This window comes from Burkholderia sp. BCC1047 (genome assembly GCF_902833155.1).
Classification (GTDB): domain Bacteria; phylum Pseudomonadota; class Gammaproteobacteria; order Burkholderiales; family Burkholderiaceae; genus Burkholderia; species Burkholderia sola.
On record NZ_CADFEH010000008.1, the window covers coordinates 124813 to 150084 of the forward strand.

The 25272-nt window shown below is 68.0% G+C and carries 20 protein-coding genes; 13 read left to right on the forward strand and 7 right to left on the reverse strand.

The window, feature by feature from the left end; all coding sequences use genetic code 11:
• Positions 1-277: 277 nt before the first annotated feature.
• Positions 278-3046, forward strand: coding sequence for a magnesium-translocating P-type ATPase (gene mgtA, locus HWX55_RS11425; protein ID WP_175975664.1), 2769 nt, complete (start codon positions 278-280; stop codon positions 3044-3046).
• A gap of 114 nt (positions 3047-3160) precedes the next feature.
• Here the strand turns inward: mgtA and HWX55_RS11430 are convergent, their stop codons facing one another.
• The gene (locus HWX55_RS11430) at positions 3161-3445 is read right to left on the reverse strand and encodes a transcriptional regulator (RefSeq protein WP_175975665.1); all 285 of its coding nucleotides are present in this window, start codon (positions 3443-3445) and stop codon (positions 3161-3163) included.
• A 71-nt stretch (positions 3446-3516) separates the two neighbouring features.
• Positions 3517-4392, reverse strand: coding sequence for a LysR family transcriptional regulator (locus HWX55_RS11435; RefSeq protein ID WP_175975666.1), 876 nt, complete (start codon positions 4390-4392; stop codon positions 3517-3519).
• A gap of 51 nt (positions 4393-4443) precedes the next feature.
• On the opposite strand from HWX55_RS11435, the gene HWX55_RS11440 reads away from it, so the two are divergent.
• On the forward strand, positions 4444-4722 hold the full coding sequence (locus HWX55_RS11440) for a hypothetical protein (protein WP_175975667.1): 279 nt from the start codon (positions 4444-4446) through the stop codon (positions 4720-4722).
• Here the strand turns inward: HWX55_RS11440 and HWX55_RS11445 are convergent, their stop codons facing one another.
• A complete protein-coding gene (locus HWX55_RS11445; protein ID WP_175975668.1) occupies positions 4723-5712 on the reverse strand; it encodes a hypothetical protein in 990 nt (329 codons plus the stop codon). It abuts the gene before it with no gap.
• A gap of 231 nt (positions 5713-5943) precedes the next feature.
• Between HWX55_RS11445 and HWX55_RS11450 the strand changes: the two genes are divergently transcribed.
• The 5 genes from HWX55_RS11450 (at position 5944) to HWX55_RS11470 (ending at position 9918) form a co-directional block, all read left to right on the forward strand.
• The gene (locus HWX55_RS11450; protein ID WP_175975669.1) at positions 5944-7026 is read left to right on the forward strand and encodes a serine hydrolase; all 1083 of its coding nucleotides are present in this window, start codon (positions 5944-5946) and stop codon (positions 7024-7026) included.
• Positions 7027-7070: 44 nt separating this feature from the next.
• Positions 7071-7304 (forward strand): hypothetical protein, encoded by a 234-nt coding sequence (locus HWX55_RS11455; RefSeq protein WP_175975670.1) that lies wholly within the window; start codon positions 7071-7073, stop codon positions 7302-7304.
• Positions 7305-7377: 73 nt separating this feature from the next.
• Positions 7378-7833, forward strand: coding sequence for a MarR family transcriptional regulator (locus HWX55_RS11460; RefSeq protein ID WP_175975671.1), 456 nt, complete (start codon positions 7378-7380; stop codon positions 7831-7833).
• A gap of 64 nt (positions 7834-7897) precedes the next feature.
• Positions 7898-8461: an isochorismatase family protein gene (locus HWX55_RS11465; protein WP_175975672.1), complete on the forward strand. Its 564-nt coding sequence runs from the start codon at positions 7898-7900 to the stop codon at positions 8459-8461.
• Positions 8458-9918 carry a DHA2 family efflux MFS transporter permease subunit gene (locus HWX55_RS11470; RefSeq protein ID WP_175975673.1) on the forward strand — a complete coding sequence of 487 codons (1461 nt, stop codon included), beginning with the start codon at positions 8458-8460 and terminating at the stop codon, positions 9916-9918. Before HWX55_RS11465 ends, HWX55_RS11470 begins: the two co-directional genes overlap by 4 nt.
• A gap of 36 nt (positions 9919-9954) precedes the next feature.
• Here the strand turns inward: HWX55_RS11470 and HWX55_RS11475 are convergent, their stop codons facing one another.
• Positions 9955-10554: a LysE family transporter gene (locus HWX55_RS11475; protein WP_175975674.1), complete on the reverse strand. Its 600-nt coding sequence runs from the start codon at positions 10552-10554 to the stop codon at positions 9955-9957.
• Positions 10555-10650: 96 nt separating this feature from the next.
• Between HWX55_RS11475 and HWX55_RS11480 the strand changes: the two genes are divergently transcribed.
• Positions 10651-11526, forward strand: a complete 876-nt coding sequence (locus tag HWX55_RS11480; protein ID WP_175975675.1) for a LysR substrate-binding domain-containing protein — start codon at positions 10651-10653, stop codon at positions 11524-11526.
• 97 nt (positions 11527-11623) lie between these two features.
• On the opposite strand, the gene HWX55_RS11485 is transcribed toward HWX55_RS11480, so the two are convergent.
• Positions 11624-13342, reverse strand: a complete 1719-nt coding sequence (locus HWX55_RS11485) for a SulP family inorganic anion transporter (RefSeq protein WP_175975676.1) — start codon at positions 13340-13342, stop codon at positions 11624-11626.
• Between the two features lie 487 nt (positions 13343-13829).
• Positions 13830-15251, reverse strand: coding sequence for a PLP-dependent aminotransferase family protein (locus HWX55_RS11490; protein ID WP_175975677.1), 1422 nt, complete (start codon positions 15249-15251; stop codon positions 13830-13832).
• 153 nt (positions 15252-15404) lie between these two features.
• Here HWX55_RS11490 and HWX55_RS11495 point away from each other — a divergent pair, with 153 nt between their 5' ends.
• Positions 15405-17729 carry an FdhF/YdeP family oxidoreductase gene (locus HWX55_RS11495; protein WP_175975678.1) on the forward strand — a complete coding sequence of 775 codons (2325 nt, stop codon included), beginning with the start codon at positions 15405-15407 and terminating at the stop codon, positions 17727-17729.
• A gap of 114 nt (positions 17730-17843) precedes the next feature.
• Here HWX55_RS11495 and HWX55_RS11500 read toward each other — a convergent pair whose 3' ends face one another.
• On the reverse strand, positions 17844-19874 hold the full coding sequence (locus HWX55_RS11500) for an FUSC family protein (RefSeq protein ID WP_175975679.1): 2031 nt from the start codon (positions 19872-19874) through the stop codon (positions 17844-17846).
• 146 nt (positions 19875-20020) lie between these two features.
• Here HWX55_RS11500 and HWX55_RS11505 point away from each other — a divergent pair, with 146 nt between their 5' ends.
• From HWX55_RS11505 to HWX55_RS11520, 4 genes are all read left to right on the forward strand, one after another.
• Complete coding sequence (locus HWX55_RS11505; RefSeq protein ID WP_124639145.1) at positions 20021-20923, forward strand: LysR family transcriptional regulator; 903 nt, start codon at positions 20021-20023, stop codon at positions 20921-20923.
• A 404-nt stretch (positions 20924-21327) separates the two neighbouring features.
• The gene (locus tag HWX55_RS11510; protein WP_175975680.1) at positions 21328-22887 is read left to right on the forward strand and encodes a DHA2 family efflux MFS transporter permease subunit; all 1560 of its coding nucleotides are present in this window, start codon (positions 21328-21330) and stop codon (positions 22885-22887) included.
• 272 nt (positions 22888-23159) lie between these two features.
• On the forward strand, positions 23160-23495 hold the full coding sequence (locus HWX55_RS11515; protein ID WP_175975681.1) for a sugar ABC transporter ATPase: 336 nt from the start codon (positions 23160-23162) through the stop codon (positions 23493-23495).
• 127 nt (positions 23496-23622) lie between these two features.
• Complete coding sequence (locus HWX55_RS11520) at positions 23623-25212, forward strand: ABC transporter substrate-binding protein (protein ID WP_175975682.1); 1590 nt, start codon at positions 23623-23625, stop codon at positions 25210-25212.
• The last annotated feature ends 60 nt before the right edge of the window (positions 25213-25272 follow it).

The following is a 25272-nucleotide window of genomic DNA, read 5'->3' on the forward strand; positions in this document are numbered from 1 at the left end:
GGCCGCGCGCCTCGTTGCGCGCGCCGCTGCCGATCGCCCGTGCCGACTATCCGCAACCGACAGGAGTGCAGATGAACTCAGACGACAGTAGTCGATTACCGCTCGCCGGTGCGACGCTACGCATCGACACGCCGTCCGCATCCCGCGCGCCGGCGAGCGTTCCCGCCTTTACCGACCCACAGCCGATCGCGCCTGACGCGACGCGGCGGGGAGCGCTCGTGCGTCGATAACGTCACGGCCGCTCTCCGCCCGCCGCCTCGTGCGCAAGGAGCGACTCATGACGACACGACACAACAACACCTCGCACAAGAAACAGCGCGGCTTCATCAAGGCCGGCGCCGGCCAGCAGACCGACCCGCGCATCATGCGTGCCGCGCAGGAAGCGGCCCGCCCGCTCGAAGACACGCTGAAGTCGCTGCGCACCAGCACGCGCGGTCTCACCTACGACCAGGCCGCCGACCGCCTGCAGCATGAAGGCCCGAACGAAATCGCGCACGACAAGCCGCCGCACTGGACCCGCCAGTTGCTGCTCTCGTTCCACAACCCGTTCGTCTACGTGCTGCTGGTGCTGGCCGCGATCAGCTTCTGCACCGACGTCTATTTCGCGGCGCCCGACGATCGCGATTACGTCGGCATGACGATCCTGCTGACGATGGTCACGATCAGCGCGCTGCTGCGCTTCGTGCAGGAATTCCGTTCGCTGCGCGCGGCCGAGAAGCTCAAGGCGATGGTCCGCACGACGGCCACCGTGCAGCGCGCGATGACCGACACGTCGGCGCCGACACGCCGCGAGGTGCCGATGCGCGAAGTCGTGACCGGCGACATCGTGCATCTTTCCGCCGGCGACATGATCCCCGCCGACGTGCGCCTGCTCGCGTCGCGCGACCTGTTCATCAGCCAGGCCGTGCTGACCGGCGAGGCGCTGCCCGTCGAGAAGTACGACACGCTCGGCGCGGTGGCCGGCAAATCCGCGGGCACGCATGCGGCCGGCGCGGCGAACGATGCACCGGCGTCGCTGCTCGATCTCGAGAACGTCTGCTTCATGGGCACCAACGTCGTCAGCGGCACGGCGACGGCCGTCGTCGTCGCGACCGGCGAAGACACGTACTTCGGCTCGCTCGCGCGCAACGTCGTGAGCCACAAGCGCATCGAGACGAGCTTCGACCGCGGCGTCGCCAGCGTGAGCTGGCTGCTGATCAAGTTCATGTTCGTGATGGTGCCGATCGTGTTCATGATTAACGGCCTGACCAAGGGCGACTGGCTGAGCGCCCTCACGTTCGCGCTCGCGGTGGCCGTCGGCCTCACGCCCGAGATGCTGCCGATGATCGTCAGCGCGAATCTCGCGCGCGGCGCGGTCGCGATGGCGCGCCGCAAGGTCGTCGTCAAGCGGCTGAACTCGGTGCAGAACTTCGGCGCGATGGACGTGCTGTGCACCGACAAGACCGGCACGCTCACGCAGGACAAGATCATTCTCGAACACCACCTCGACCTGTCCGGCCACAAGAACGAGGACATCCTGCGGCTCGGCTGGCTGAACAGCTTCCACCAGAGCGGCCAGAAGAACCTGATCGATATCGCGATCGTCGCGCGCGCCGACGAGATCGGCGACCGCGTGAAGCCGCAGGGTTACAAGAAAATCGACGAACTGCCGTTCGATTTCGTGCGGCGGCGCCTGTCGGTCGTCGTCGAGGATACGCACGGCACGCATCTGCTGATCTGCAAGGGCGCGGTCGAGGAAATGCTGGCGGTGTCCACGCACGTGCAGGATGAAGACGGCGTGCGCCCGCTCGACTTCGTCGCCCGCAAGCGGCTGCTCGAACAGGCCACCGCGTACAACGAGGACGGCTTCCGCGTGCTCGTGCTCGCGACGCGCACGATCCCGCGCGGCGACGAACGCGCGCAATACCGCACCGCCGACGAGCACGACCTCGTCGTGCGCGGCTTCCTGACCTTCCTCGATCCGCCGAAGGAATCGGCCGCGCCGGCGCTCGCCGCGTTGCGCGAGAACGGCGTCGCGGTGAAGGTGCTGACGGGCGACAACCCGACCGTCACGATGAAGGTATGCCGCCAGGTCGGCCTCGAACCCGGCAAGCCGATGCTCGGCACCGAGATCGAAGCGCTCGACGACGCGACGCTCGCGCAGGTGGTCGAACGCACGACCGTGTTCGCGAAGCTCACGCCGCTGCAGAAGGCGCGCATCGTCAAGGCGCTGCAGGCGAACGGCCACACGGTCGGCTTCCTCGGCGACGGCATCAACGACGCGCCCGCGCTGCGCGACGCGGACGTCGGCATCTCGGTCGACAGCGGCGCCGATATCGCAAAGGAAACCGCCGACATCATCCTGCTCGAAAAGAGCCTGATGGTGCTCGAGGAAGGCGTGATCAAGGGCCGCGAGACGTTCGGCAACATCCTGAAGTACCTGAACATGACGGCCAGCTCGAACTTCGGCAACGTGTTCTCGGTGCTCGTCGCCAGCGCGTTCCTGCCGTGGGAGCCGATGCTCGCGACGCAACTGCTCGTGCTGAACCTGATCTACGACACGTCGCAGATGCTGCTGCCGTGGGACAAGATGGATCCCGAGTTCCTGAAGAAGCCGCGCAAGTGGGAAGCCGGCAACATCGGCCGCTTCATGCTGTGGGTCGGGCCGACGTCGTCGGTATTCGACATCACGACGTACATCCTGATGTGGACCGTGTTCGGGGCGGGCGCGCTGTATCACCTGAACGGCGGCGCGAGCGGCCAGATCGTGATGAATTCGGGCTGGTTCATCGAGAGCCTCGTGTCGCAGACGCTCGTCGTGCACCTGCTGCGCACGCAGAAGATCCCGTTCCTGCAGAGCACGGCGTCGCTGCCGGTGCTGCTGTCGACCTTCACCGCGATCGCGATCGGCTGCTGGCTGCCGTTCTCGCCGTTCGCGGACGCGATCGGCTTCATGCACCTGCCGGGCACCTACTGGCTGTGGCTCGCCGCGACGATGGTCGGCTACATCGTGCTCGCGCAGATCGTCAAGACGATCTACGTTCGTCGCTACAAGCAGTGGTTCTGATGTCGCGCCGATGACGACGTGCCGGCCCGTGCTCGCGAGCGACGAACGGGCCGGCGCGACGTCCGCGTCGAGCCATCCGTATGCCTCGGGCCGCATCAGCGGCCCGTTTTTCAATCATTGCGCGTCGTTCGCGCCGAACAGTTGCGCGCACACCGCGCGCCCTTCGTCGGTCAGCGCGGCGCTGCCGGTACCGTCCTCGTGCAGCGTCGTCGCGCTCAGGCCGGCGGCGTCGAGCTGCGTCAGCACACGGCGCAGCGTGCTCATCGGCAGTTGCGCGCGCTTCGCGATCTTCGGCAGCGACCACGCCTTGCCGGCCGGATCGCTCGCGGCTTCGTTCAGCGTCGCGAGCGTGGCGACCAGTGCGGGGTCGAGCGGGGATTCGTCGGATTCTGAAGTCATCGGTTCGGGTTCGTCGGCCGGCGTCGGGCCGGCATGCATGGAGACAACCATCGCGAGCACTATACGCCGCGTCACGCGCCCTTGAGCGCGGCGCGCATGAACGACACGAAACGCGTGGTGACGGGATCGTCGCGCTCGGCCCGCCATGCGAGCCCCACCCGCCACTTCGCGTCCCGGCCGTCGAGCGGCAGCACCATCGCGTCGCGCAGCAGGTACTGCGCGCTCGACGGAATGAATGCGACGCCGACGCCGGCCGCGACCGACGTCAGCACCGACTGCACGTCCTCCGCCTGCTGCATCACGTGCGGCACGAAGCGACGCTCGACGCACCACCGATCGATCTGCGCGGCCAGTCCCGGGCCGCGCGCCCGCTGCAGCGCGATGAAGCCGATCTCGTTGAGCACGTCGAGGTTGGCCGGCACGCGCTTGAAACCGAGATGCGGCGGCGCCGCGAGCGCGAGCGCTTCGTCGGTCACCTTGAACGACGACAAGCCTTCGTCGGCGGGCAAACGCAGGAAACCGGCATCGAGCTTGCCGGCGTGCAGCCGGCGCGTCTGTTCGGACGACGACAGGTCGCTCAGCGTCACCGCGATACCCGGATTGCGACGACGGAATTCGGCGATCAGTTTCGGCACGAGCGTGAGCACGGACAGGCAGATGCCGAGCCGCAAATGCCCGCGCTGGCCGCTCGTCGCTTCCCGCGCACGCGCCAGGATTTCATCGGCATCGCGCACGAGCGCCTGCGCGTCGGGCAGAAAGCGTTCGCCGAACGGCGTCAGTTCCGCGCCATGCCGGCCGCGCTCGAACAGCTTGCCGCCGAGGCTCGCCTCCAGCGCACCGATCTGCTTGCTGAGCGCGGGCTGGCTCATGTGCAGCGCATCGGCCGCACGGCTGAAATGGCACAGCTCGGTCACCGTCAGGAACGTGCGTAGCAGTTTCAGTTCCATTCTTTAATGGAATCATAACGATCGAAAGATTCATTTTACCGATCGAATGCAATGGCGTTCAATACGGACATGCCCTTCCCGGAACGCACTTTCATGTCCCTCGATCCAGCGGCCGACTGCGTGGCCGAGCCGTCATCCGATATCGCGGATGCAAACGCATGCGCCATGACCGCCGATGCGCGCGCACCGAAGCGCCGTGCCGAACGCACGGACGGTCGCAGCCGCCGCTTTCGCTTCGGCGATGCGCTGGAAGACGCACCGCCGCGCACGATGACCGGTTCGATCGCGATCAGTTTCGCGGTCGTGTCGCGGCGGAACTGGCCGCGTTAATTAAGTGTCGCTGCGCGCCAGCAACGCAGTCATATCGATCCGGTACACGTGGTGGTCCATGCCGACGAAATACAAAACCTGGCCGCGACCGACCATCCGAGCAATTCCGACGGGATCCGAATCCGCGCGCTTCACTTGATAAGTGCACACCGGCCGAACTTCCCCATCGGCCCCCAAATGCAAGAGTTGCAACGCATCACGATCGTTGTAAGCGCCACAGAACAGCGCCGCGTACGCGCCCTCCTGCGCAGGATCGCGGATCACGGCAAACGCGTGACTTCCCTTCACTGGAATGCGCCACGACGCCACTGCCTGCCGGTCGAACAAGCGGACGAGCGCAAATTCGCTGTAGTAGTACAACCAGACGTCGTGGTCACCCGACACGTTGAGAGCGTAGCAATCGTCGATCGGTCCAAAGCCTTGAGGTGGCGAGAATGCATAGCGTTGCTCGCCGTGCCTGTTCCAGGCGACCAAGCCGGATTCGCCGACTGGTGAAGCCCAGCCGAGGTTGCCGAAGACACCTTCGTCGAAGTAAGACGCCCAGATCTCCCCGGTAGCCGTGACTTGCACGGACTCGATACCGTCCCCAAGCAGTATTTCGCCGCACGGCGTGCCGTCACGGCGATACAGCCGGCCGTTTAGGTCGTAGTCGTCTGGCCCTCGATAACCTGACCGACTGCAAACGAGTAGAAGATCGTCCTCCACCGGCTGGATTTCGTGAATATTGAACGGTTCGTTGTCGATCACGAGGTCGAGCAGCATTGCTCCGTCCTTCCACGCAATCACGCGGTACCGCTGCAAGGTGGACGGTGTCGTTTTCGCAAACGACGCACCGTTCGAGCAGGTTCGATCATCGAGCGGCTCCAGTGCGAATACCATATACAACGCATCGTCCGGCCCCACGTTGAAGGCGACAAGTTCACCTGTAGCAGACAGGCTGTCGAGCGATGCGAGCGGCTGCACATGCAAGACGTGCGGGTGGCGGGACATGGTTCCTCCTCAGGATGGCTTCGCCATCTTGCCGCTCGGGCCACCGCTTGTCACGCAGGCGCGGCATATCGACGCGAATCGTCGCATCAGACAGCGGGGGCGCTACGAAACAACCCAATGACGGCCCGATGCAATCGTCATCGCCCCGCGATCGACCGTATAATTTCCCGCACCCGCTGACCGCCCATGCATTCCGCGCAGCCGCATCGCGCGTGAAAAGGAGACTTTCGCTTGACCGGCCTCATCGCGCGCCTGCCTCGCGCCCGGACCACCCTGATCCTCGCCCTGTCGTTCCTGCTGCTCGCATTCGCCGCGCATGCGTCCGCGCAACGCGTGCAGCCGCATCGCACCGCCCATGTGCAGCCGCATGCCCATACGAAGGCCGTCAAGAAGACACCCCATCGCAAGAAAAAGGCCGTCAAGCGTCGTCGCTCGCGCGTGACGCATCAAGCGGCCCAACGCCACGCGGCACCCGCATCGCAGCAGCGGCGCGCGAAACGCACGACCGCCGTGCGACCGCGCGCGCCCGCGAAACCGAAATTGCTCGCCAGTTGCGGCTATACGCCGCGCGCGGTCGCGTCGCTGCATTCGCGCGCGGCTTACGTGCTCGACGTCGATTCCGGCACACCGCTGCTCGCGCGCAACGCGCGCACCGTACGGCCGATCGCATCGATTTCGAAACTGATGACGGCCGTCGTCGCGCGCGACGCCGATCGTCCGCTGAACGGCGTGCTGCGCGTGACCGCGCGCGACCGCGACACGATCAAGTTCACCGGCTCGCGCCTGCAGGTCGGCTCGGAACTGTCGCGCCGCGACATGTTCCATATCGCGTTGATGTCGTCGGAGAACCGCGCAGCCGCCGCGCTGAGCCGCGACTATCCGGGCGGGCGCGCGGCGTTCGTGAAGGCGATGAACCGCGAAGCGCGCCGGCTCGGCATGCGGCGTACGCACTTCCGCGAGCCGACCGGCCTGTCGCCGCACAACGTGTCGACGGCGGAAGATCTCGCACGGCTCGTCGGCGCGGCCGCGCAGGATCCGCTGATCCGCTATTTCTCGACCGACCTGTCGACCACCGTGCGCCCCGGCGACGGCGAACTCGTGTACGTGAATTCCGACCCGCTCGTGCGCCACCGCCGCCTGCCGATCCGGCTGCAGAAAACCGGCTTCATCAACGAATCGGGGCACGGCGTCGTGATGCGCATGCGCGTGAAAGGCCGCCGCGAAACGGTCGTGCTGCTCGGCGCGCCGACGCGTGCGGGCGTGTCGAGCGACGCCATCCGAATCCATCGCTGGCTGTCCTGTTCGATCCAGTAAACACACGCAGGCAGCCGGCGCATTCACATGAAGGGAGCGACGCCATGCAGGACGAATACCGCTTCAACGCCTTCGGCCGGCTGCTCGCCGTGGTGCGCACCGACGGCCGCTGGGCCGTGTTCGATCTCGGCACCGAAGGCAAGCGGCGCCCGGCCAATCTGCAGATTCCATCGGCGCTCACCGCCGACGAACTCGGCCAGTACCTCGGCGATCTGCTGCACGAAAACGCAACCCCGCGATACAGCGAAGTCGTACCGGTCGCGCATCGACGCACGTAATCGCACATCGGACAGTAACGTCGGCCGGCGATCAATTCGACAGTTAAACTTGCAAGTTTAACTGTCGTGTTCTATGATTCGCGGCATGAATCCGCCACGCAAACCCGGCGTTTCCGCCGAAACCGTCGCCGCCGACCTGACCCTCGCGGTCGGCCAGCTCATCCGCCGGCTGCGCTCGGAGATCGACTCCGAAGGGCTCGGCATGTCGCAGACGAGCGCGCTCGCGCGGCTCGAACGGCACGGGCCGATGACGACCGCCGATCTCGCGCGCGCCGAGGCGATGAAGCCGCAGTCGATGAAGGCGATTCTCGCGAGCCTCGAGGAAGACGCGCTCGTCGAGCGCGAACCGCATCCGACCGACGGCCGCCAGATCCTGTTCAAACTCACCGCCGCCGGCCTCCACGCACGACGCAAGCGCAACGCCGCGAAACACAAGTGGCTCGGCGCCGCGATCGAGAAGCTCGATCCGCACGACATCGACGCGCTTGCCGCAGCCATCCCGCTGATCCGCCGCATCGGCGACCAATGAACCCGGCCGGTGCGCCACGCAGCATTCGCGCACGGCTTTCCTCGCCTTTTCCCCGGAGCCCATCATGAGCGCAACCCGTCTCGACACGAACACGGCGCTGGTCGTCATCGACCTGCAGAAAGGCATCGTCGCCCTCCCCACCGCGCACCCGGTTGCACCGGTGATCGCCCACGCCCGCGAACTGCTCGACGCCTTCCGCGGCCGAGGGCTGCCGGTCGTGCTGGTCAACGTCGCAGGCGGCGCACCGGGTCGCACCGAGCAACCGCCGCGCACGGCGCAGCTTCCCGCCGACTGGACCGAACTGGTGCCCGAACTGAACCGCCAGCCAAGCGACCACGTCGTGACGAAGCGGACCTGGGGCGCGTTCACCGGCACCGGTCTCGACGCGCATCTGAAGGCAGCCGGCGTCACGCAGATCGTGCTGACCGGCGTCGCGACGAGCATCGGCGTCGAATCGACCGCGCGGCAGGCGCACGAACTCGGCTACAACGTGACGCTCGCCATCGACGCGATGACCGACCTCAACGCGGACGCACACGCGAACAGCGTCGAGCGGCTGTTCCCGCGCCTCGGCGAGACGGGCACGACGCAGGACATCGTCGCGCTGCTCGACCGACGCAGCGCGTGAGCGGGCCACGCAGACAGCCAACGCCGGGCCACGCGGCCGGTCGGCTCGATCCGTCGATCTGGAAAGTCAGCGCGGTCGCGACGCTCGGCTCGCTGCTGTCGCAGCTCGATGCGACGATCGTCAACGTGTCGCTGTCGAGCCTCGCGACCGACTTGCATGCGAGCCTGTCGACGATCCAGTGGGTGACGAGCGGCTACCTGCTCGCGCTGACGCTGGTGCTGCCGCTGAGCGGCTGGCTCGTCGATCGCATCGGCTCGAAGGCGCTGTACCTGTGGTGCTTCTCGGCGTTCACGCTGACGTCGGCGCTGTGCGGGCTCGCGTGGTCCGCGCCGTCGCTGATCGCGTTCCGCGTGTTGCAAGGCGTCAGCGGCGGCTTGCTCGCGCCGATGGCGCAGATGATGATCGCGCGCGTCGCCGGCCAGCAGATGGCGCGCGTGATCGGCTACGCGGCGGTGCCGGTGCTGCTCGCGCCGATCCTCGGGCCGGTCGTCGCCGGCGCGATCCTGCAGCACACGTCGTGGCGCTGGCTGTTTCTGGTGAACCTGCCCGTCGGCGCGCTCGCGCTCGCACTGGCCGCGCGGTTCCTGCCGGGCGACCGGGACGACGCGCCGCGGCGCGAACTGGACTGGATCGGCCTCGCGTTACTGTCGCCGGGCCTCGTGCTGTTCCTGTACGGCGTCGAGCGGATCGGCTCGATGCCCGGCATCGCGGCGGTCGCAGGTTCGGCGCTATTGCTCGTCGCGTTCCTTCGCTTCGAGCGCCGCCAGGGCGAGCGGGCGCTGATCGATCTCGCGCTGTTTCGCTCGCGCGTGTTCGGCGCGGCAGCCGGCACGCAGTTCCTGTCGAATGGCGCGCTGTATGCCGGCCAGATGCTGATTCCCGTGTTCCTGATCCAGGCGTGCGGGCGCTCGCCGGGCGAGATGGGCTGGCTGCTCGCGCCGCTCGGGCTCGGCATGCTCGTCACCTATCCGTCGATGGGCGCGCTGACGAGCCGGTTCGGCGTACGCCGGCTGGCCGCCGCCGGCGCGCTGCTCGCACTCGCCGCGACGCTGCCGTTCGTGTTCGTCGCGCTGACCGGCTACGATCCGCTCGTGCTCGTGCCGGCGCTGTTCCTGCGCGGCATGGGCCAGAGCGCGATCGGCGCGCCGTCGATCGCCGCCGCGTATGCGTCGGTCGAGCGCCGCGACCTGCCGATGGCGACCACGTCGCTCAATATCGTGCAGCGGCTCGGCGGCCCGACGTTCACGACGCTCTGCACGCTGTTTCTCGCGTGGCGGCTGCACGCCGAAGCGACGTCGGCCGGCGGCACGCAGGCCGTCGCGTATGCGTGGGCGTTCGGCCTGCTGTGCGCGCTGCATGCGGCGAGCTTCGTGACGACGCTGCGGCTGCCGTTGCGATCGGCCGGTGCGGGCGGCGGCGACCGGCGAGCCGGCAACGCACCGGCCGGTTCGCGCTGAACGGGCGCCGCGCCGCACCGAGCGCGCGGTTTCCTGTTACGGCAACCACATCGGCACGATCGACGCCACGAGCAACAGGCCGAGCCCCGCATTCAGGCAACGCCACTGCCGCTCCGTGCGCAACACGCGGGCGAACAGCAGCCCGGCGAAACACCACAGCGACAACGACGCCATCGCGGCCACGCCGAACGCCACCCCAAGCAGCACACCGAGCCGCGCCGGCCCCGGCGCGAGCGCCGCGAACGACGCAGCCGCGCCGAGCGTCATCGCCCAGCCTTTCGGGTTGTGCCACAGCATCCACACGCCGCTGACGAACCCTTGCGGCCGGTGCACGTCGACATCGAGCCGCGGCTTGCCGCCACGTCCGATGCGCAACGCCAGCCACATCAGGTACGCCGAACCGACCGCCTTCATCGCGAGCTGCAACGCGGGCAGCGCGAGCAGCACACTGCCGAGCCCGGCGGCGGCCGCCGCCGCCATCGACGCGAGGCCCGCCGCGATGCCCGACATCAGCGGCAGCGAACGCCGATAGCCGAAATGAGCGCCCGAGGCAGTCGCGAGCGTCGTCGCGCCACCCGGCGTCGCGGTGGAGACGATCACGAACAGCACCAGCGGCAGATAGTCGTGAAGCGGCACGAAGGCTCCCGGTTGTCGTCACTGAAGCCCCGTTTTTACCTGCGATTGCGCCATTACGACAGCGAAAGCTTTTTATGCCTTCCATTAGCATCCATAATGCGAAGCATGGCTCGCAATCTCGATCTCGCGCTGCTGCGCGCATTCGTCTCGGTCGCCGATCATCGCAGCATGACGGCGGCCGGCCACGCGCTGCACCTCACTCAAGGCGCGATCAGCCAGCAGGTCGCGCGGCTCGAAATGCTGTCCGGCCCGCTGTTCGTCCGCGAGCATCGCAACCTGCTGCTGACGGCGGCCGGCGAGCGGCTGCTCGAACAGGCTCGCCGGCTGCTCGCCGTTCACGATGCGCTGCTCGCCGACCTGAGCGCCGGTGCGATCGAAGGCGCGGTGCGGGTGGGCGCGCCGCAGGATCTGGTCGGCACCTGTCTCGCGCCGATCCTGAAAAGCTATGCGCACGCACATCCGCACGTCGCGCTCACGCTCGTGTGCGCGGCATCGCCGGAGTTGCGGCGCGGGCTCAAGCAGGGTGATCTCGACGTCGCGCTGATCGAGGCGCCGGTCGGATCGTCGCGCGGCGAATGCATCGCCGTCGACCGGCTGGTGTGGGTCGGCGCGAAAGGCGGCACCGCGCACCGGCACTCGCCGCTGCCGGTATCGATGGTCGCGCAGACCTGCGCGTTCCGCCCGACGGTGCTCGACGCACTGCGCGGCAGCGATCGCGCGTGGCGCACCGTGTTCGAGAACGGCAGCTTCGATGCCACGGCCGCGACCGTGCGCGCCGATCTCGCCGTGACCGTCTGGCTCGCGTCCACCGTGCCGCCCGATCTCGACATCCTGCCGGCCGGCAGCGGCCTGCCCGCGCTGCCGAATTTCTCGATCAACCTGCATGTGCCGCGCGGCCAGCACACGGCGGCCGCAGCGGAACTAGCCCGTTGCCTGCGCAACGGTTTCGCACGCCTGCGCGCGGTCGCGTAGCGCTGCTGAGCAAGAGCGTGTTCACGCTAGTAACGCACGTTCCCGTGTTTGGAAAAAATCGTTCGTGGGGCTGGCCCGTTATCGGCGTGAACAGGCCCTACACCGTGCCCGGCTCCTGCGGCGCGGGCGTCGCGCCCGCCGCCTCCAGCGCCTGATGCAGCGTGGCAAAGATGCACGACGCGCCGACCGCCTCGGTGATCCCGTGACGATCCATGTCCGCGCGCAGATAGCGGTTCACGCGCCCGAACAGCACGCCGATCCCACGCACATGCAGCGCCCTGACGAGATCGACCAAGGTCCGTGCGGCCGAATAGTCGACGTCGGTGATCGCGCCCGCATCGACGACGAACCAGCGCGGCGGCACCGGCGCCGCATCGACGAGTTCGATGACTTCGGCAGCGAACAGATGATCGTTCGCGAAGAACAGGTCGGCGCCGAACCGGTAGACGATCAGCCCGGGCGCCGTCATCGCGCCGCGCCGGGCGGGCACCGGCTGCCACCGTCCGTTGCCGGCGACGGGTTCGAGCACCATCGTGTGCGGCTGGTAGCTGTGGCGCACGTGCCGCATCAGCGACAACGCGACGGCCAGCAGGATGCCCTGCTCGACGCCGACCGTCACGACGGCGGCGGCCGTGACCAGCGCGAGCGTGAATTCGCCGGGGCTTTCCCGACGGATCGCGGCGAGACTGCGCACGTTGATCAGCCCGAGCGCGATCGTGAACACGATGCCGGCCAGCACCGCATGCGGCAGATACTGCAGAGTCGGGCTGAAGAACAGCAGCACGATAGCGACGACCGCAGCGAACGCGAGATGCCCGATCTGGCTGCGCACGCCCGCGCCGTCGGCCATCGCCGTCTGCGTCGGGCTGCCGTTGACGACGAACGCGCCGCCGAGCGCCGCCGCCGCGTTCGCGGCCGCGAGGCCGAGGATGTCGGCATTGGTGTCGACGTCCTCGCCGTACTGCTGCGCGAACACCCGCGCGGCGGCCGCGCTCTGCGCGATGATCATCACGAAGCACGAAGCGGCGACCGGCACGAGATCGAGGAACTGCTGCCACGTGACGGACGGCCAGCGCAGCGGCGGCAGCCCGCCCGCCACGGGCCCGAGCACCGCGATGCCGTGCGCGGCGAAACCGAACGTTGCGCTCGCGGCGATGCTGCCCGCGACCGCGATCATCGGCATCGGCACGCGCGGCAGGAACCGCTTGCACGCGAGAATCGCGACAACGACGAGCGCCGCGAGCGCGAGCGTCGGCCGGTGCGCGTGAACGAGGTGCATGACGACGTAGTCGAGTTGCGCGAGGCTGCGCGACGCCGGGTACGGCACGGCCACGCCGAGCATGTCGCCGAGCATCGCGATCGACACCTGCACGCCGACGCCAGCGAGGAAACCGACCAGCACCGTACGCGACAGGAAATCGGCGAGGAAACCCAGCTTGAAGATGCGCGCGAGCAGCAGCATCGCGGCGGTCAGCAACGCGACCATGCCGGCGAGCGCCGCATAGTCGGCGCTGCCGGCCGGCGCCATCGACGACAGCCGGCTCGCGAAAATCGTCGCGGTCGCGGAATCGGCGGCGACCACGAGATGGCGCGACGCGCCGAAGCATGCGAACGCAACGAGCGGCAGGAACACCGTGTAGAGCCCCGTGACGGCCGGCATGCCGGCGATGCGTGCGTAGCCGAGCACCTGCGGGATATCCATCGATGCGAGCGACATGCCCGCGAAGATGTCGCGGATGGCACCCGCGCGACGGATCGGGAGGAGGCCTTTCAGCAGCCGCACGCGCGACGGACGGCTTTCATTGGAATCTTGCATGCGTGAAATGCGTGAAGTCGAAGTGACGGGCCACGAACGGGTGCGCAACGGTGTCGCGTGTCGCTCACCGTTGCCGGAGGAGCCGCACGCCAACGCGTGCGGTACACCGACGACGCCTGCGACGTCCGCATGATTGCATGGATCGCCGACCGCGCGCATCGAAACGCGACGGCCTGCCGTCATGGCTTCGGGCCGATCGCGTTCCTGTAGACGCCGCATTCGGCAACCGGCTCGCACGCCGGCTTGCGGTGATGCGGATTCACCCTCTGCCCTCACCTCGATGCAAAGGATACCTTCACAAAGGTGAGCCGATTCGGGAGCCGATCGACCCGCGTTCACGGCGCGCATTCCGCTCGAACTCTACTGCTTCACCGATACGACGACGTGGGCCGACTACGAGACCATCCAGGCCGACCTGTTCGACCATCTGATCGTGGTACTGCCACAGGTCGGGCTACGCGTGTCCACATCCGCCGGCCGGCAGCGCTCACCGCGCCGCGCACTCCGACGCGAGCCGCCCCAGCACCTTCAGCGCATCCTCGATCTGCCGCGACCACGGGTAGCTGTAGTTGAGCCGGATGAAATGCCGGTAATCCGTGCCGGCCGAGAACATGTGCCCGGGCCCGAGCGTGATCCGCTGCGCGAGCGCGAGCGTATACAGCTTCATCGCATCGACCCGCGGCGGCAGTTCGACCCACAGCACATACCCGCCCTGCGGCTGCGACAGCCGCGTGCCTTCCGGGAAGAAACGCCGCACCATCGCACTCATCAGGCTCGCCTGCTGCGCATACAGCTTGCGCATGCGCCGCAGATGAAAATCGTAGCCGTCGTGTTTCAGGTATTCGGCGATCGCGAGTTGCTCGATCGCGGGCGTCGCGAGCGTGTTCAGGAATTTCAGCTTCTCGACCTGGTCGCGGTAACGGCCCGGCATCGCCCAGCCGATCCGGTAGCGCGGCGACAGGCTCTTCGTGAACGACGCGCAATGCAGCACCAGCCCGTCGCGATCGAACGACTTCAGCGCGCTCGGCGCCGTGTCGCCGAAGTGCAGCTCGTGATAAACGTCGCTCTCGATCGCCGGCACGCCGTGCTTCGCGAGCAGCTCGACCAGCGCGCGCTTGCGCCCATCGGGCATCCGGAAGCCGAGCGGATTCTGGAAATTCGGCATCACCATGCATGCGGCGACGCGCTCGCGCGCGAGGATCCGCTCGAGCGCGTCGAGATCGATGCCGTCGCCCGGGTGCGTCGCGACTTCCAGTGCACGCATGCCCATCCGCTCGATCGCGTGCAGCATCGCGTAAAACGTCGGCGACTCCACCACGATCGTATCGCCCGGTTTCGCGACGGCCTGCAGGCACAGGTTGATTGCCTCGGTCGCGCCGATCGTCATCACGATCTCGCCCGGCTCGACCGCGATCCCGCGCTCCGCATAGCGCCGCGCGATCTGGCGGATCAGCTCCTGGTTGCCGGGCGGCAGGTCGTCGATCACGCCCCAGCGCGTGCGCCGCCGCCCGATCGCCTGCGCATAGCGCGCAAGACGCTGCACCGGAAACTGCGACGCGTCGGGATACGGCGAGCCGAGCGGCACCGCGTCGTCGCGCGCGATCGAACGCAGCGTCGACAGCACGAGCCGGCTCACGTCCACGGCCGACGGCTCGGCGGCCGGCGCGGAAATATGCAGTTCGGCGTCGGCCGGCACTGCCGCGCGCGCCCGCACGAAGTAGCCCGACTGCGGCCGGCTTTCGATCAGGCCGCGGCTTTCCAGCACGAGGTACGCGCGCAGCACGGTCGTGACGCTGAGCTGCTGTTGCCGGCTCGCGTGCCGCACCGACGGAATCCGCTCGCCGGGCCGGTACACGCCGCGCTCGATCTGCGCCTGGAGATCGTCGGCCAGTTGTTCGTAACGCTTCACGCGCTTCCCCTTTCAACTTCCCTTCAGCAACACAGTTGCGATCCGCACGGGATGAATGGCCGGAACTGTACTCTTTTTTGAAGTGAACAGGTGTACACACAGCCGCACGGGTGCCGCGCGTACTCTGCACGCATCGACCCCGACACCTGCATCATGAAAAAGAAATCCGCGACCGCGCGCATCGAACCGTACACCCACCCGGCCGCCGGCTGGGGCGCGCTGAAAGCCGTCACGATCAACCTGATCAAGGAAAAGGTCGCCGGCGGCAACTACCGTACGCTGCTGCGCCAGAACCAGCCGGACGGCTTCGACTGCCCGGGCTGTGCATGGCCGGACCGACAGCACGCGTCGACGTTCGAATTCTGCGAGAACGGCGTGAAGGCCGTGGCCGCGGAAGCGACGAGCAAGCGCGTGACGCCCGAATTCTTCGCCGCGCACACGGTGACCGAACTGCTCGAACAATCGGATTTCGAGCTCGAACAGCACGGCCGGCTCACCGACCCGATGGTGTACGACGCACAGACCGACCGCTACGTGCCGATCGCGTGGGACGATGCTTTCGCGCTGATCGCGCGCCATCTGCGCGCGCTGCCCGACCCGAACCAGGCCGCGTTCTACACGTCCGGCCGCGCGAGCAACGAAGCGGCGTTCCTCTATCAACTGTTCGTGCGCCTGTACGGCACCAACAACTTCCCCGATTGCTCGAACATGTGCCACGAGGCGACGAGCCGCGGGCTGCCGGCGTCGGTCGGCGTCGGCAAGGGCACGGTCACGCTCGACGATTTCGAGCATGCGGACATGCTGCTGATCTTCGGCCAGAACCCCGCGACCAATCACCCGCGGATGATGGGCGAGCTGCGCGAGTGCGCGAAGCGCGGCGCGACGATCGTGTCGATCAACCCGCTGAAGGAGCGCGGCCTCGAACGCTTCGCCGATCCGCAAAGCCCGCTCGAGATGCTGACGATGTCGGGCACGAAGATCGCATCGACGTTCATCCAGCCGACCATCGGCGGCGATTTCGCGCTGATCAAGGGGATGGCCAAGCGCGTGCTGGAACTCGACGACGCCGCGCGCGCCGCCGGTGCGCCCCGCGTACTCGACACCGCGTTCATCGACGAGCACACGGCCGGCTTCGACGCGTTCGCCGGCGATCTGCGCGCCGAAAGCTGGTCCGCGTTGACGGCCGAAAGCGGCGTACCGTACGAGCAGATCGACGCGCTTGCGCAGCGCTATGCGCGCAGCGAACGCGTGATCGCGACGTGGGGCATGGGCATCACGCAGCACAAGCATTCGGTCGCCACGGTACAGATGCTGACCAACCTGATGCTGATGCGCGGCAACATCGGCCGCCCCGGCGCCGGCCTGTGCCCGGTGCGCGGCCATTCGAACGTGCAAGGCAACCGCACGGTCGGCATCGAGGAAAAGCCGTCGCAGGCGTTCCTCGACCGGCTCGGCCACGTGTTCGATTTCGAACCGCCGCGCGATCACGGCTACGACGTCGTCGAGACGATCGAAGGGATGCTCGACGGCCACGTGAAGGTGCTGGTCGGTCTGGGCGGCAACTTCGCGATGGCGACGCCGGACACGCCGCGCACGTGGGAAGGGATGCGCCGCTGCGCGCTTTCCGTGCACATCACGACGAAGCTGAACCGCAGCCACCTGATCCACGGCCGCGACGCGCTGATCCTGCCGACGCTCGGCCGCACCGAGATCGACCTGCAGGACAACGTCGCGCAAGGCGTGACGGTCGAGGATTCGATGAGCATGGTCCACGTGTCGTACGGGATGAACAAGCCGGCGTCGCCGAACCTGATGTCGGAGCCCGCGATCGTCGCGCACATGGCGCACGCGCTGTTCGGCAGCGGCAAGATCGACTGGCTCGCGTACAAGGACGACTACGCGAAGATCCGCGATGCGATCGAGGCGACGCTCGACGGCTTCTACGACTACAACACGCGCATCGCGCGGCCCGGCGGCTTCCACCTGCGCGTCGCGTCGCGCGACCGCGAATGGCTGACGCCGACGGGCAAGGCGAACTTCATCGCGCACGCGCTGCCGACCGACACGCCGATCCAGCGCGCCCGCGCACTGCACGGCGAACGGCTGATGACGCTGATGACGACGCGCTCGCACGACCAGTACAACACGACCGTCTACGGCCTCGACGACCGCTATCGCGGCGTGTTCGGCCAGCGCCGCGTGGTGTTCGTCAACCGCGACGATCTCGCGATGCTCGGCCTCGCGGCCGGCGAATGGGTCGACATGGAAACGGTGTGGCACGACGGCATCGAGCGGCGCGCGAACGGCTTCCTGCTCGTCGAATACGACATCCCGCGCGGCTGCATCGGCGCGTACTACCCGGAAACCAACCCGCTCGTGCCGCTCGACAGCGTCGGCGACGTGTGCAACACGCCGACGTCGAAGTCGGTGCCCGTGCTGCTGCATCGCGCGGCCGCGCCCGCCTCGATCGCCGCCTGACGGAGCACGACGATGATCGTTCGTCCGCGCGAACGCTGGCTGCGGATACCGGCCGAAGTGACGCCCGGCCCGTCGTACCGCCTCGCCTGATCCGCTACACCTGACTCGCGCCGCTCAATCGCGGCGGCCGCGCAAGAAGCCGCCATGTTCGGCGGCCGCGTCCGCGATCCGTCGCAGCAGGACGATGCCGCTCAGCAATGCATGCGCGGCGTCGCCGTCGCGCGCGGCCACGCGACGGCGCAACAGGCGGGCCGCGGCGTCGCAGGTCCGTTCGAGCCGCGCGAAATCCGCCCGCGCGACGCGAGCGCGCACCACCGCCGCCGCGCGGCGCGCGGCCGGCTCGCGCGTGGCCAGTTCGGCAAGCGACAGCAGGCTGTCGCCGAGCCCCCAGATCGCGAGCAGGTCACGCATGTCGCGCTCGATCAGCGTCTGCGGCAGGCTGCCCGCGAAACCGAGCTCGCGCCCGAGACGGTCGGCCGTGCGGCTCAGCCATGCGCTTGCGGACCATGCACGCGGATCGCGTGCGATGCCGGCCAGATCGCGACGCACCGCGCGGTGCAGACGCCGTCGGCTCGTGCCCGGATCGCCGGGAAACACCAGCGCGAATACCAGCGCGCCGAACGCGATGCCGAGCAGCGTCGCGAGCGCGCTGTTCAGAAACGCGGCGTCGCCGATGCGCGTCGTGTTGTCCGGCGACGTGAAATTCCAGAAGAAGATCGAGAACGCGCTGCCCATCGCGGCCGTGCGCGGATGACGCATCGCGATCCCGGTGCCGATCAGGAACATGCCGAGAATGTAGGCGAGCATTTCGAAACCCGACACCGCCGGCAGCAGGATGAAGTTGCAGAGGGCGCCCGCGACCGCCGCGCATGCCGTGCCTTTCATGAAACCGACGATCGCACGCACCGAATTGGGGCGTGTCGAGAACAGTGCGCTCACCACGGCCGTGATCGCGACGAACCCGCCGCCCGCCGGCCACGCGGTGAAGATCCAGATCGCCGACGCGGCCAGCACCGCGATGAACGCGCGAATGCCGTTGTGGCACGCGAGCACCGGATCGCGGTGGAACGCGTAACGCACGCGTGCAGAGGGAGGCACCGGCCGGTCGAACAATGCCAGGCTCGCGAATGCGCGGTCGAACCCGCCGAGCAGTGCCGACAGCCGGTCGAGCGTGAGCAGGCGCGACGTGTCCGGGCCGGCCGGCACGGCGGCTTCGACACGCAGTGCATCGTCCACGCGTGCGCGCAGCGCCGCCATCTCGTGCGCCGCATCGCCCGACACGGCGACGCGGTCGAGCACGCTTGCCGCCTCGTCGACGAGCGGTTCCGGCGCATCGCCGCCGCGCGCCGCGTGTTCGCGAATCGCTTGCCCCGCGGCCTGCGCGGTGAGCACGCCGAGCGCCGCCGCGCGCAGATGGCCGATCATGTTGCGCACCGGCGGTGCGCCGGCGGCCGCATATTCGGCCGCCGTGTCGAGTTCGAGCGCGTCCGCGAACAGCCGGTGCACGGCCGCGCCGTTCGGCTCGCGGCGCAGCGCGCCCGCGCCGACCGCCACCGCGCGGTCGAGATAGCGCGCGAGCCGCGTCCGGACATCCTCCAGCGGTGTGCCCGGCGCGAACACCGTTTCGCACAGCGCACCGCACAGGATGCCGACCACCACGTACAGGAACCGCGCGACCGCGATATCGAACGCGTGCAGCGGCGCCGATACCGCGTCCATCGCGACGATCGCGGCCGTATAGCCCGCGAGCACCGCCGCATACGCACGAAAATTCCGCTGGAACGTCGCGATACCCGCACACAAGCCGATCCAGGCGGCGAGCGCGGGCAGGAACAATTCGGGTGTCTGCGCGAACGCGCCGGTCAGCGCGAGCGCGACGGTCGCACCGATCGCGGTTCCGAGAATCCGGTACTGGCTCTTCGACAGTCCCATCCCGCGGCTGCCCTGCGCGACGATCCAGACGGTCGACGCGGCCCACATCGGATCGTCGAGATTCATCCGGAACGCGATATAGAGCGCGAGCAGCGACGCGGCCGTATTGCGGAGTGCGAATGCAAGCGCGCCGGGCGGCAGCGTCGGCCGCGCGTCGCGCAGCGCGGCCCGGACGGCCGCGAGCGGCGGCATGCTGGGGAATGCGAATTTCATGCGGCGAGCATACGGTCGCGCGCCGGCCGCCACTACGGGGCGGCGGCGGGATGCGTTATTGCGCCGGGCGGGATAATCGGCTCGACCCGCGGCGATCCGGCCCGCGACGGTAAGATGCGCGCATGTCGAACACTGAAACGAATCGCATGGACCTCGAGAGCATCCGGATATTCCTGCGCGTGGTGGAGCGCGGCAGCTTCACGGCCGCCGCCACGCAACTCGACATGCCGCTCAGCCGCGTGAGCCGCAAGATCCGGCAGCTCGAGGACGACCTCGGCGTCCAGCTGCTGTACCGCACGACGCGTCGCGTGTCCGTCACCGAAGCCGGACGCGACTACTACGAACGCTGCCTGCGCGCCGAGGAGATCCTGCTCGACGCGGACCGTCAGGTGCGCGCGCTGCGCACGGAGCCCGAAGGCACGCTGCGCGTGCTGGTGCCCTACGCGATCGGCCTGTTCGAACTGGAGCCGGCGCTCGCCGAATTTCGCCGGCGCTACCCGCTGGTCCAGCTCGTGCTGATCTACGACAACAGCGCGCTCGACCTCGTCGAACACGGCTTCGACGTCGCGCTGCGCACCGGCGTGCTGACGGATTCCGGCTATGTCGCGCGCTCGCTCGGCTGGTCGCACGCGAAGCTCGCGGCCAGCCCGCACTATCTCGACCGCGCCGGCCGGCCGCACACGCCGCAGGATCTCGCCGATCACGACATCCTGTTCGTCGGCCGCGACGCGCCCGGCCTGACGCTGCGCCTGACCAACGCGGCCGGCGACGTCGCCGACGTGCCGGTGCGGCCCGTGCTGATCTCGAACGAATCGGTCACGGTGCTGCGCCAGGCCGCGAGCGGCGGCGGCATCGCGCTGATTTCGACCCACTTCACCACACGGCGGCTCGCGAGCAACGAACTCGAAATCGTGCTGCCCGACTGGCACCGCACCGACGACGTCGAGCTGCACGCGCTGTACCCGAAGCGCGCGACGCTCGACAGCAAGGTGCGTGCGTTCGTCGAATTCCTGACGGAAGTCTTTACTGCGTGGCGGGCCGCGTCGTAGCCGCGCCGTAACCGCCATCGCACGACCGGCAATCGATGCACGTCCGCTGCATTATTGCAGCGCAGGAAAGGAATTAATGAGCGCGCAAGCGTTGATCGCCGTTCGCCGCATCGTTAGCCTGTGCCGATGAAAAATGACCACACACGCGACGGCAGCCACCTGAGCGCTGCCCGCCGACGCGTCACGCGCGTCGCGCCTTCCTGACCGGCCTGCCTGCTTGCCGAAGCCGTCACGGCTTCGCCGATCCGATCGAACGCCTGAACCGCACGCTGCGCGCGAGCGGCCTTCGCTTACCGGGCCGCGCGCACGTCGCGCGTGTCCGCACGCGCGGCCGCCGCACGCCCGTGCGCGGCCGCCACCGGCGCATGCGCCCCGCGGGCCACCTTTCATCACGCAGGAACACCATGTCATCTCCGTCACCCCAGGCGCCGCTGTCGGGCGGCAAGCTCGCGATCGGCACGATCGCGGTATCGCTCGCGATGTTCATGAACGTGCTCGATTCGTCGATCGCGAACGTCGCGATCCCGACGATCTCGGGCGACCTCGGCGTGTCGGTCGACGAAGGCACGTGGGTGATCACGATCTTCGCGGCCGCGAACGCGGTGTCGATTCCGCTGACCGGCTGGCTCACGCAGCGCTTCGGCCAGGTGCGCCTGTTCGTCACGTCGATCCTGCTGTTCGTGTTCGCGTCGTGGCTGTGCGGAATCGCGCCGAACCTGCCGACGCTGCTCGCCGCGCGAATTCTGCAAGGGGCCGTGGCGGGACCGCTCGCGCCGCTGTCGCAGGCGCTGCTGCTCGGCGCGTGGCCGCGGCAGAAGTCGTCGACGGCGCTCGCGCTGTGGTCGATGACCGCGCTCGTCGGTCCGATCGCGGGGCCGTCGCTCGGCGGCTGGATCACGTACGACTACAACTGGTCGTGGATCTTCTACATCAACATTCCGGTCGGCTTCTTCGCGGCGGCCGTCACGTGGTTCGTGTTCCGCGATCGCGAATCGGCCACGCGCCGCCTGCCGATCGATACGGTCGGACTGCTGCTGCTCGTGCTGTGGGTCGCCTCGCTGCAGATCATGCTCGACAAGGGCAAGGATCTCGACTGGTTCAATTCGCCCGTGATCGTCGCGCTGGGCATCGTCGCGCTGATCGGCTTCGCATTCTTCCTCATCTGGGAGCTGAACGAGGCCAACCCGATCGTCGACCTGCGGCTCTTCACGCAACGCAACTTCGCGGGCGGCACGATCGCGATCTCCGTCGCGTACGGGATGTTCTTCGGCACGCTCGTGCTGCTGCCGCAATGGATGCAGGGCTATCTCGGCTACCGCGCGGTCGATTCGGGGCTCGCCACCGCGCCGCTCGGCGTGTTCGCAATCCTGCTCACGCCGGTCATGGGGCGCCTGCTGCCGCGCACCGATCCGCGTTATATCGCGACGCTCGCGTTCGTCGGCTTCGCGGTCGTGTTCATGATGCGCACGACGTTCTACACCGACGTGTCGCACTGGGATCTCGTGCTGCCGACGCTGCTGCAAGGCATTCCGATGGCGATGTTCTTCGTGCCGCTGACGTCGATCATCCTGTCCGGGCTGCCGCCGGACAAGATCCCGGCCGCGGCCGGCCTGTCGAATTTCGGCCGCACGTTCTGCGGCGCGGTGGGGACATCGCTGATTAGCAATGCGTGGAACGACCGCACGATCCTGCATCACGTGCGGCTCACCGAACAGGCGAGCGTCACCAATCCGGTCTTCACGCAACAGCTCGACACGTCCCGTTCGCTGCTGCACCTGAGCCCCGATTCGGCGCTCGCGTTCTTCAATGCGTCGGTCGATTCGCAGGCGGCCGTGATGGGATTGAACGACATCTTCTACGTGTCGGCGATCATCTTCGTCGCGATCATCCCGCTCATCTGGATCACGAAACCGGTGCGCTCGGGCGGCGGCGATGCCGACGCGGCGGCGGCCGGCGCGCATTGACGGGATGCGCGGCAGCGGCGCGCCTCGCGCCGGCAGCGCGACTCGCCGGTCACGACGACAACGGAAGCAAGCGCCCGTCCGGCAGCGGGCGCCGGTTGTATCGAATCGTTTCAACGCGCCAACGGCGTCGAATGCTGCGGGTATACTCCGTCGTCAGCCGCCCGTTGCATCGTCGTCCGTCAAAACGGCCCGATTCCGGGCGGTTTCGTCGCGAAGCTTCGCGTTTCGCCCCCCGCGCCCCAGCCTCGATACGAGACACCCGACGACCGACCATGAAACGATTCCTGCTGCTCCTTCCCGCCGCCCTGCTCGCCGCCTGCGGTTCCGCGCCCTCGTCCGATTCGGCCTCTGCGTCCGGCGCCGCGCCGATGATCTACGTGTCGTCGCAACGTCCGGCCTACGCGGTCGCGAACTGCCTCGACAGCCGCCTGTCGGGCACCGAGCAATCGCAGCACAACGGCGTAACGGACATCGCCGTCGGCTCGAATTCGTACTTCGTCACGCTGACGCCGTCGGGCAATGGCTCGGTGATCAAGGTCGTGCGCGGCTCGGGCAATGAACCGGCCGAGGAAGCGATGCGCTTCGCGGTCGCGCGCTGCGCGATCTGACGTCCTCCCGCGCCGGGCGTCTGCCCGGCCGCCGCTGCGCGCCAACCGGCGCGCCTGCCGAATATTTTCATCCGGGTGCCCGTCGATGAGAGAATCGCACCCACGATTCCCTTTCAACGGAGCCCGCATGAAGCACCTGCTGTCCCGGCTGTTCGTCAGCGCCGCGCTCGTCGCGCTTGTTCCGGCGCTGCCGGCGCAGGCAGCCACGCCGTCCGGCATCTTCGTCGTCGCCACGCAGCTCGGCGAATTCACGACCCTCGACCCGAGCGGGATTTACGAGCTGGTGCCGTCCGAATACGTCGCGAACACCTACGAACGGCTGGTACGCGTCGACCTGAAGGACCCGACGCGCTTCGACGGACAGATCGCGCAATCGTGGACGGTCGGCGCCGACGGCGTGACCTACACGTTCAAGCTGCGCCCCGGCCTCACGTTCCACTCCGGCAACCCGGTCACCGCCGACGACGTCGCGTGGTCGTTGCAGCGCACCATCCTGCTCGACAAGGGGCCGGCCGGCGTGCTTGCCGATCTCGGCCTCACGAAGGCGAACGTGACGCAGAAGGTGCGCGTGGTCGATCCGCAAACCGTCGTGCTGGAAACCGACCGCAAGTACGCGCCGAGCTTCGTGCTCAACGTGCTGAGCGCGTGCCCGGCCTCGGTCTTCGACAAGAAGCTGCTGCTGTCGCACCAGCAAGGCAACGATTTCGGCAGCGGCTGGCTGCGCACCAACGACGCGGGCTCGGGCCCGTACCAGCTCGTCAAGTGGACGCCGAACGAGAGCATCGTGCTGCAGCGCTTCGACAAATACCGCACGCCGTACCCGATGAAGCGCGTGGTGCTGCGCCACGTGCCCGAAGCGTCCGCGCAACGGCTGCTGCTGGAGAACGGCGACGCCGACGCCGCGCGCAACCTGAGCCCCGACAGCCTCGCCGCGCTGTCGAAGGCCGGCAAGATCAAGATCGCGTCGTGGCCGGTGTCGGCGCTGCTGTACCTGAGCCTGAACACGAAGAACCCGAACCTCGCGAAGCCCGAGGTGCAGCAGGCGATGAAGTGGCTCGTCGATTACGACGGCATCCAGCGCAACATCGTCAGCACGACCTACAAGGTGCATCAGACCTTCCTGCCCGAAGGCTTCCTCGGCGCGTCGAACGCGCGGCCGTACAAGCAGGACGTCGCGAAGGCGAAGGCGCTGCTCGCGAAGGCCGGCCTGCCGAACGGTTTCGACGTGACGATGGACATGCCGAACGACTATCCGTACCTCGAGATCGCGCAGGCGCTGCAGGCGAACTTCGCGCAGGGCGGCATCCGCGTGAAGCTGATCCCGGGCGACGCGAAGCAGGCGATCGGCAAGTACCGCGCGCGCCAGCACGACATCTTCGTCGGCGAGTGGTCGCCCGACTACATGGACCCGAACAGCAACGCGCGCGGTTTCGCGTGGAATCCGGACAACTCGGACCAGTCGCCGACCAAGATGCTCGCGTGGCGCAACAGCTGGGACATTCCGCAACTGACGAAGGACACCGAGGCCGCGCTCGTCGAGCCATCGCCCGCGAAGCGCGCGCAGCGTTACGAAGCGCTGCAGAAGGCCGTGCTCGCGAACTCGCCGTTCATCATCATGTTCGAGAAGGTCGTGCAGGTCGCCACGCGCCCCGGCGCGACCGGACCGGAAATCGGGCCGATCAACGACCTCGTGTCATACCGCACGCTCGCGAAGTAATCGCGGCTGCCCGCGCGTGCGGCCACGCCGCCGCGCGGGTAATCGCCGCGGGCCGCGGCG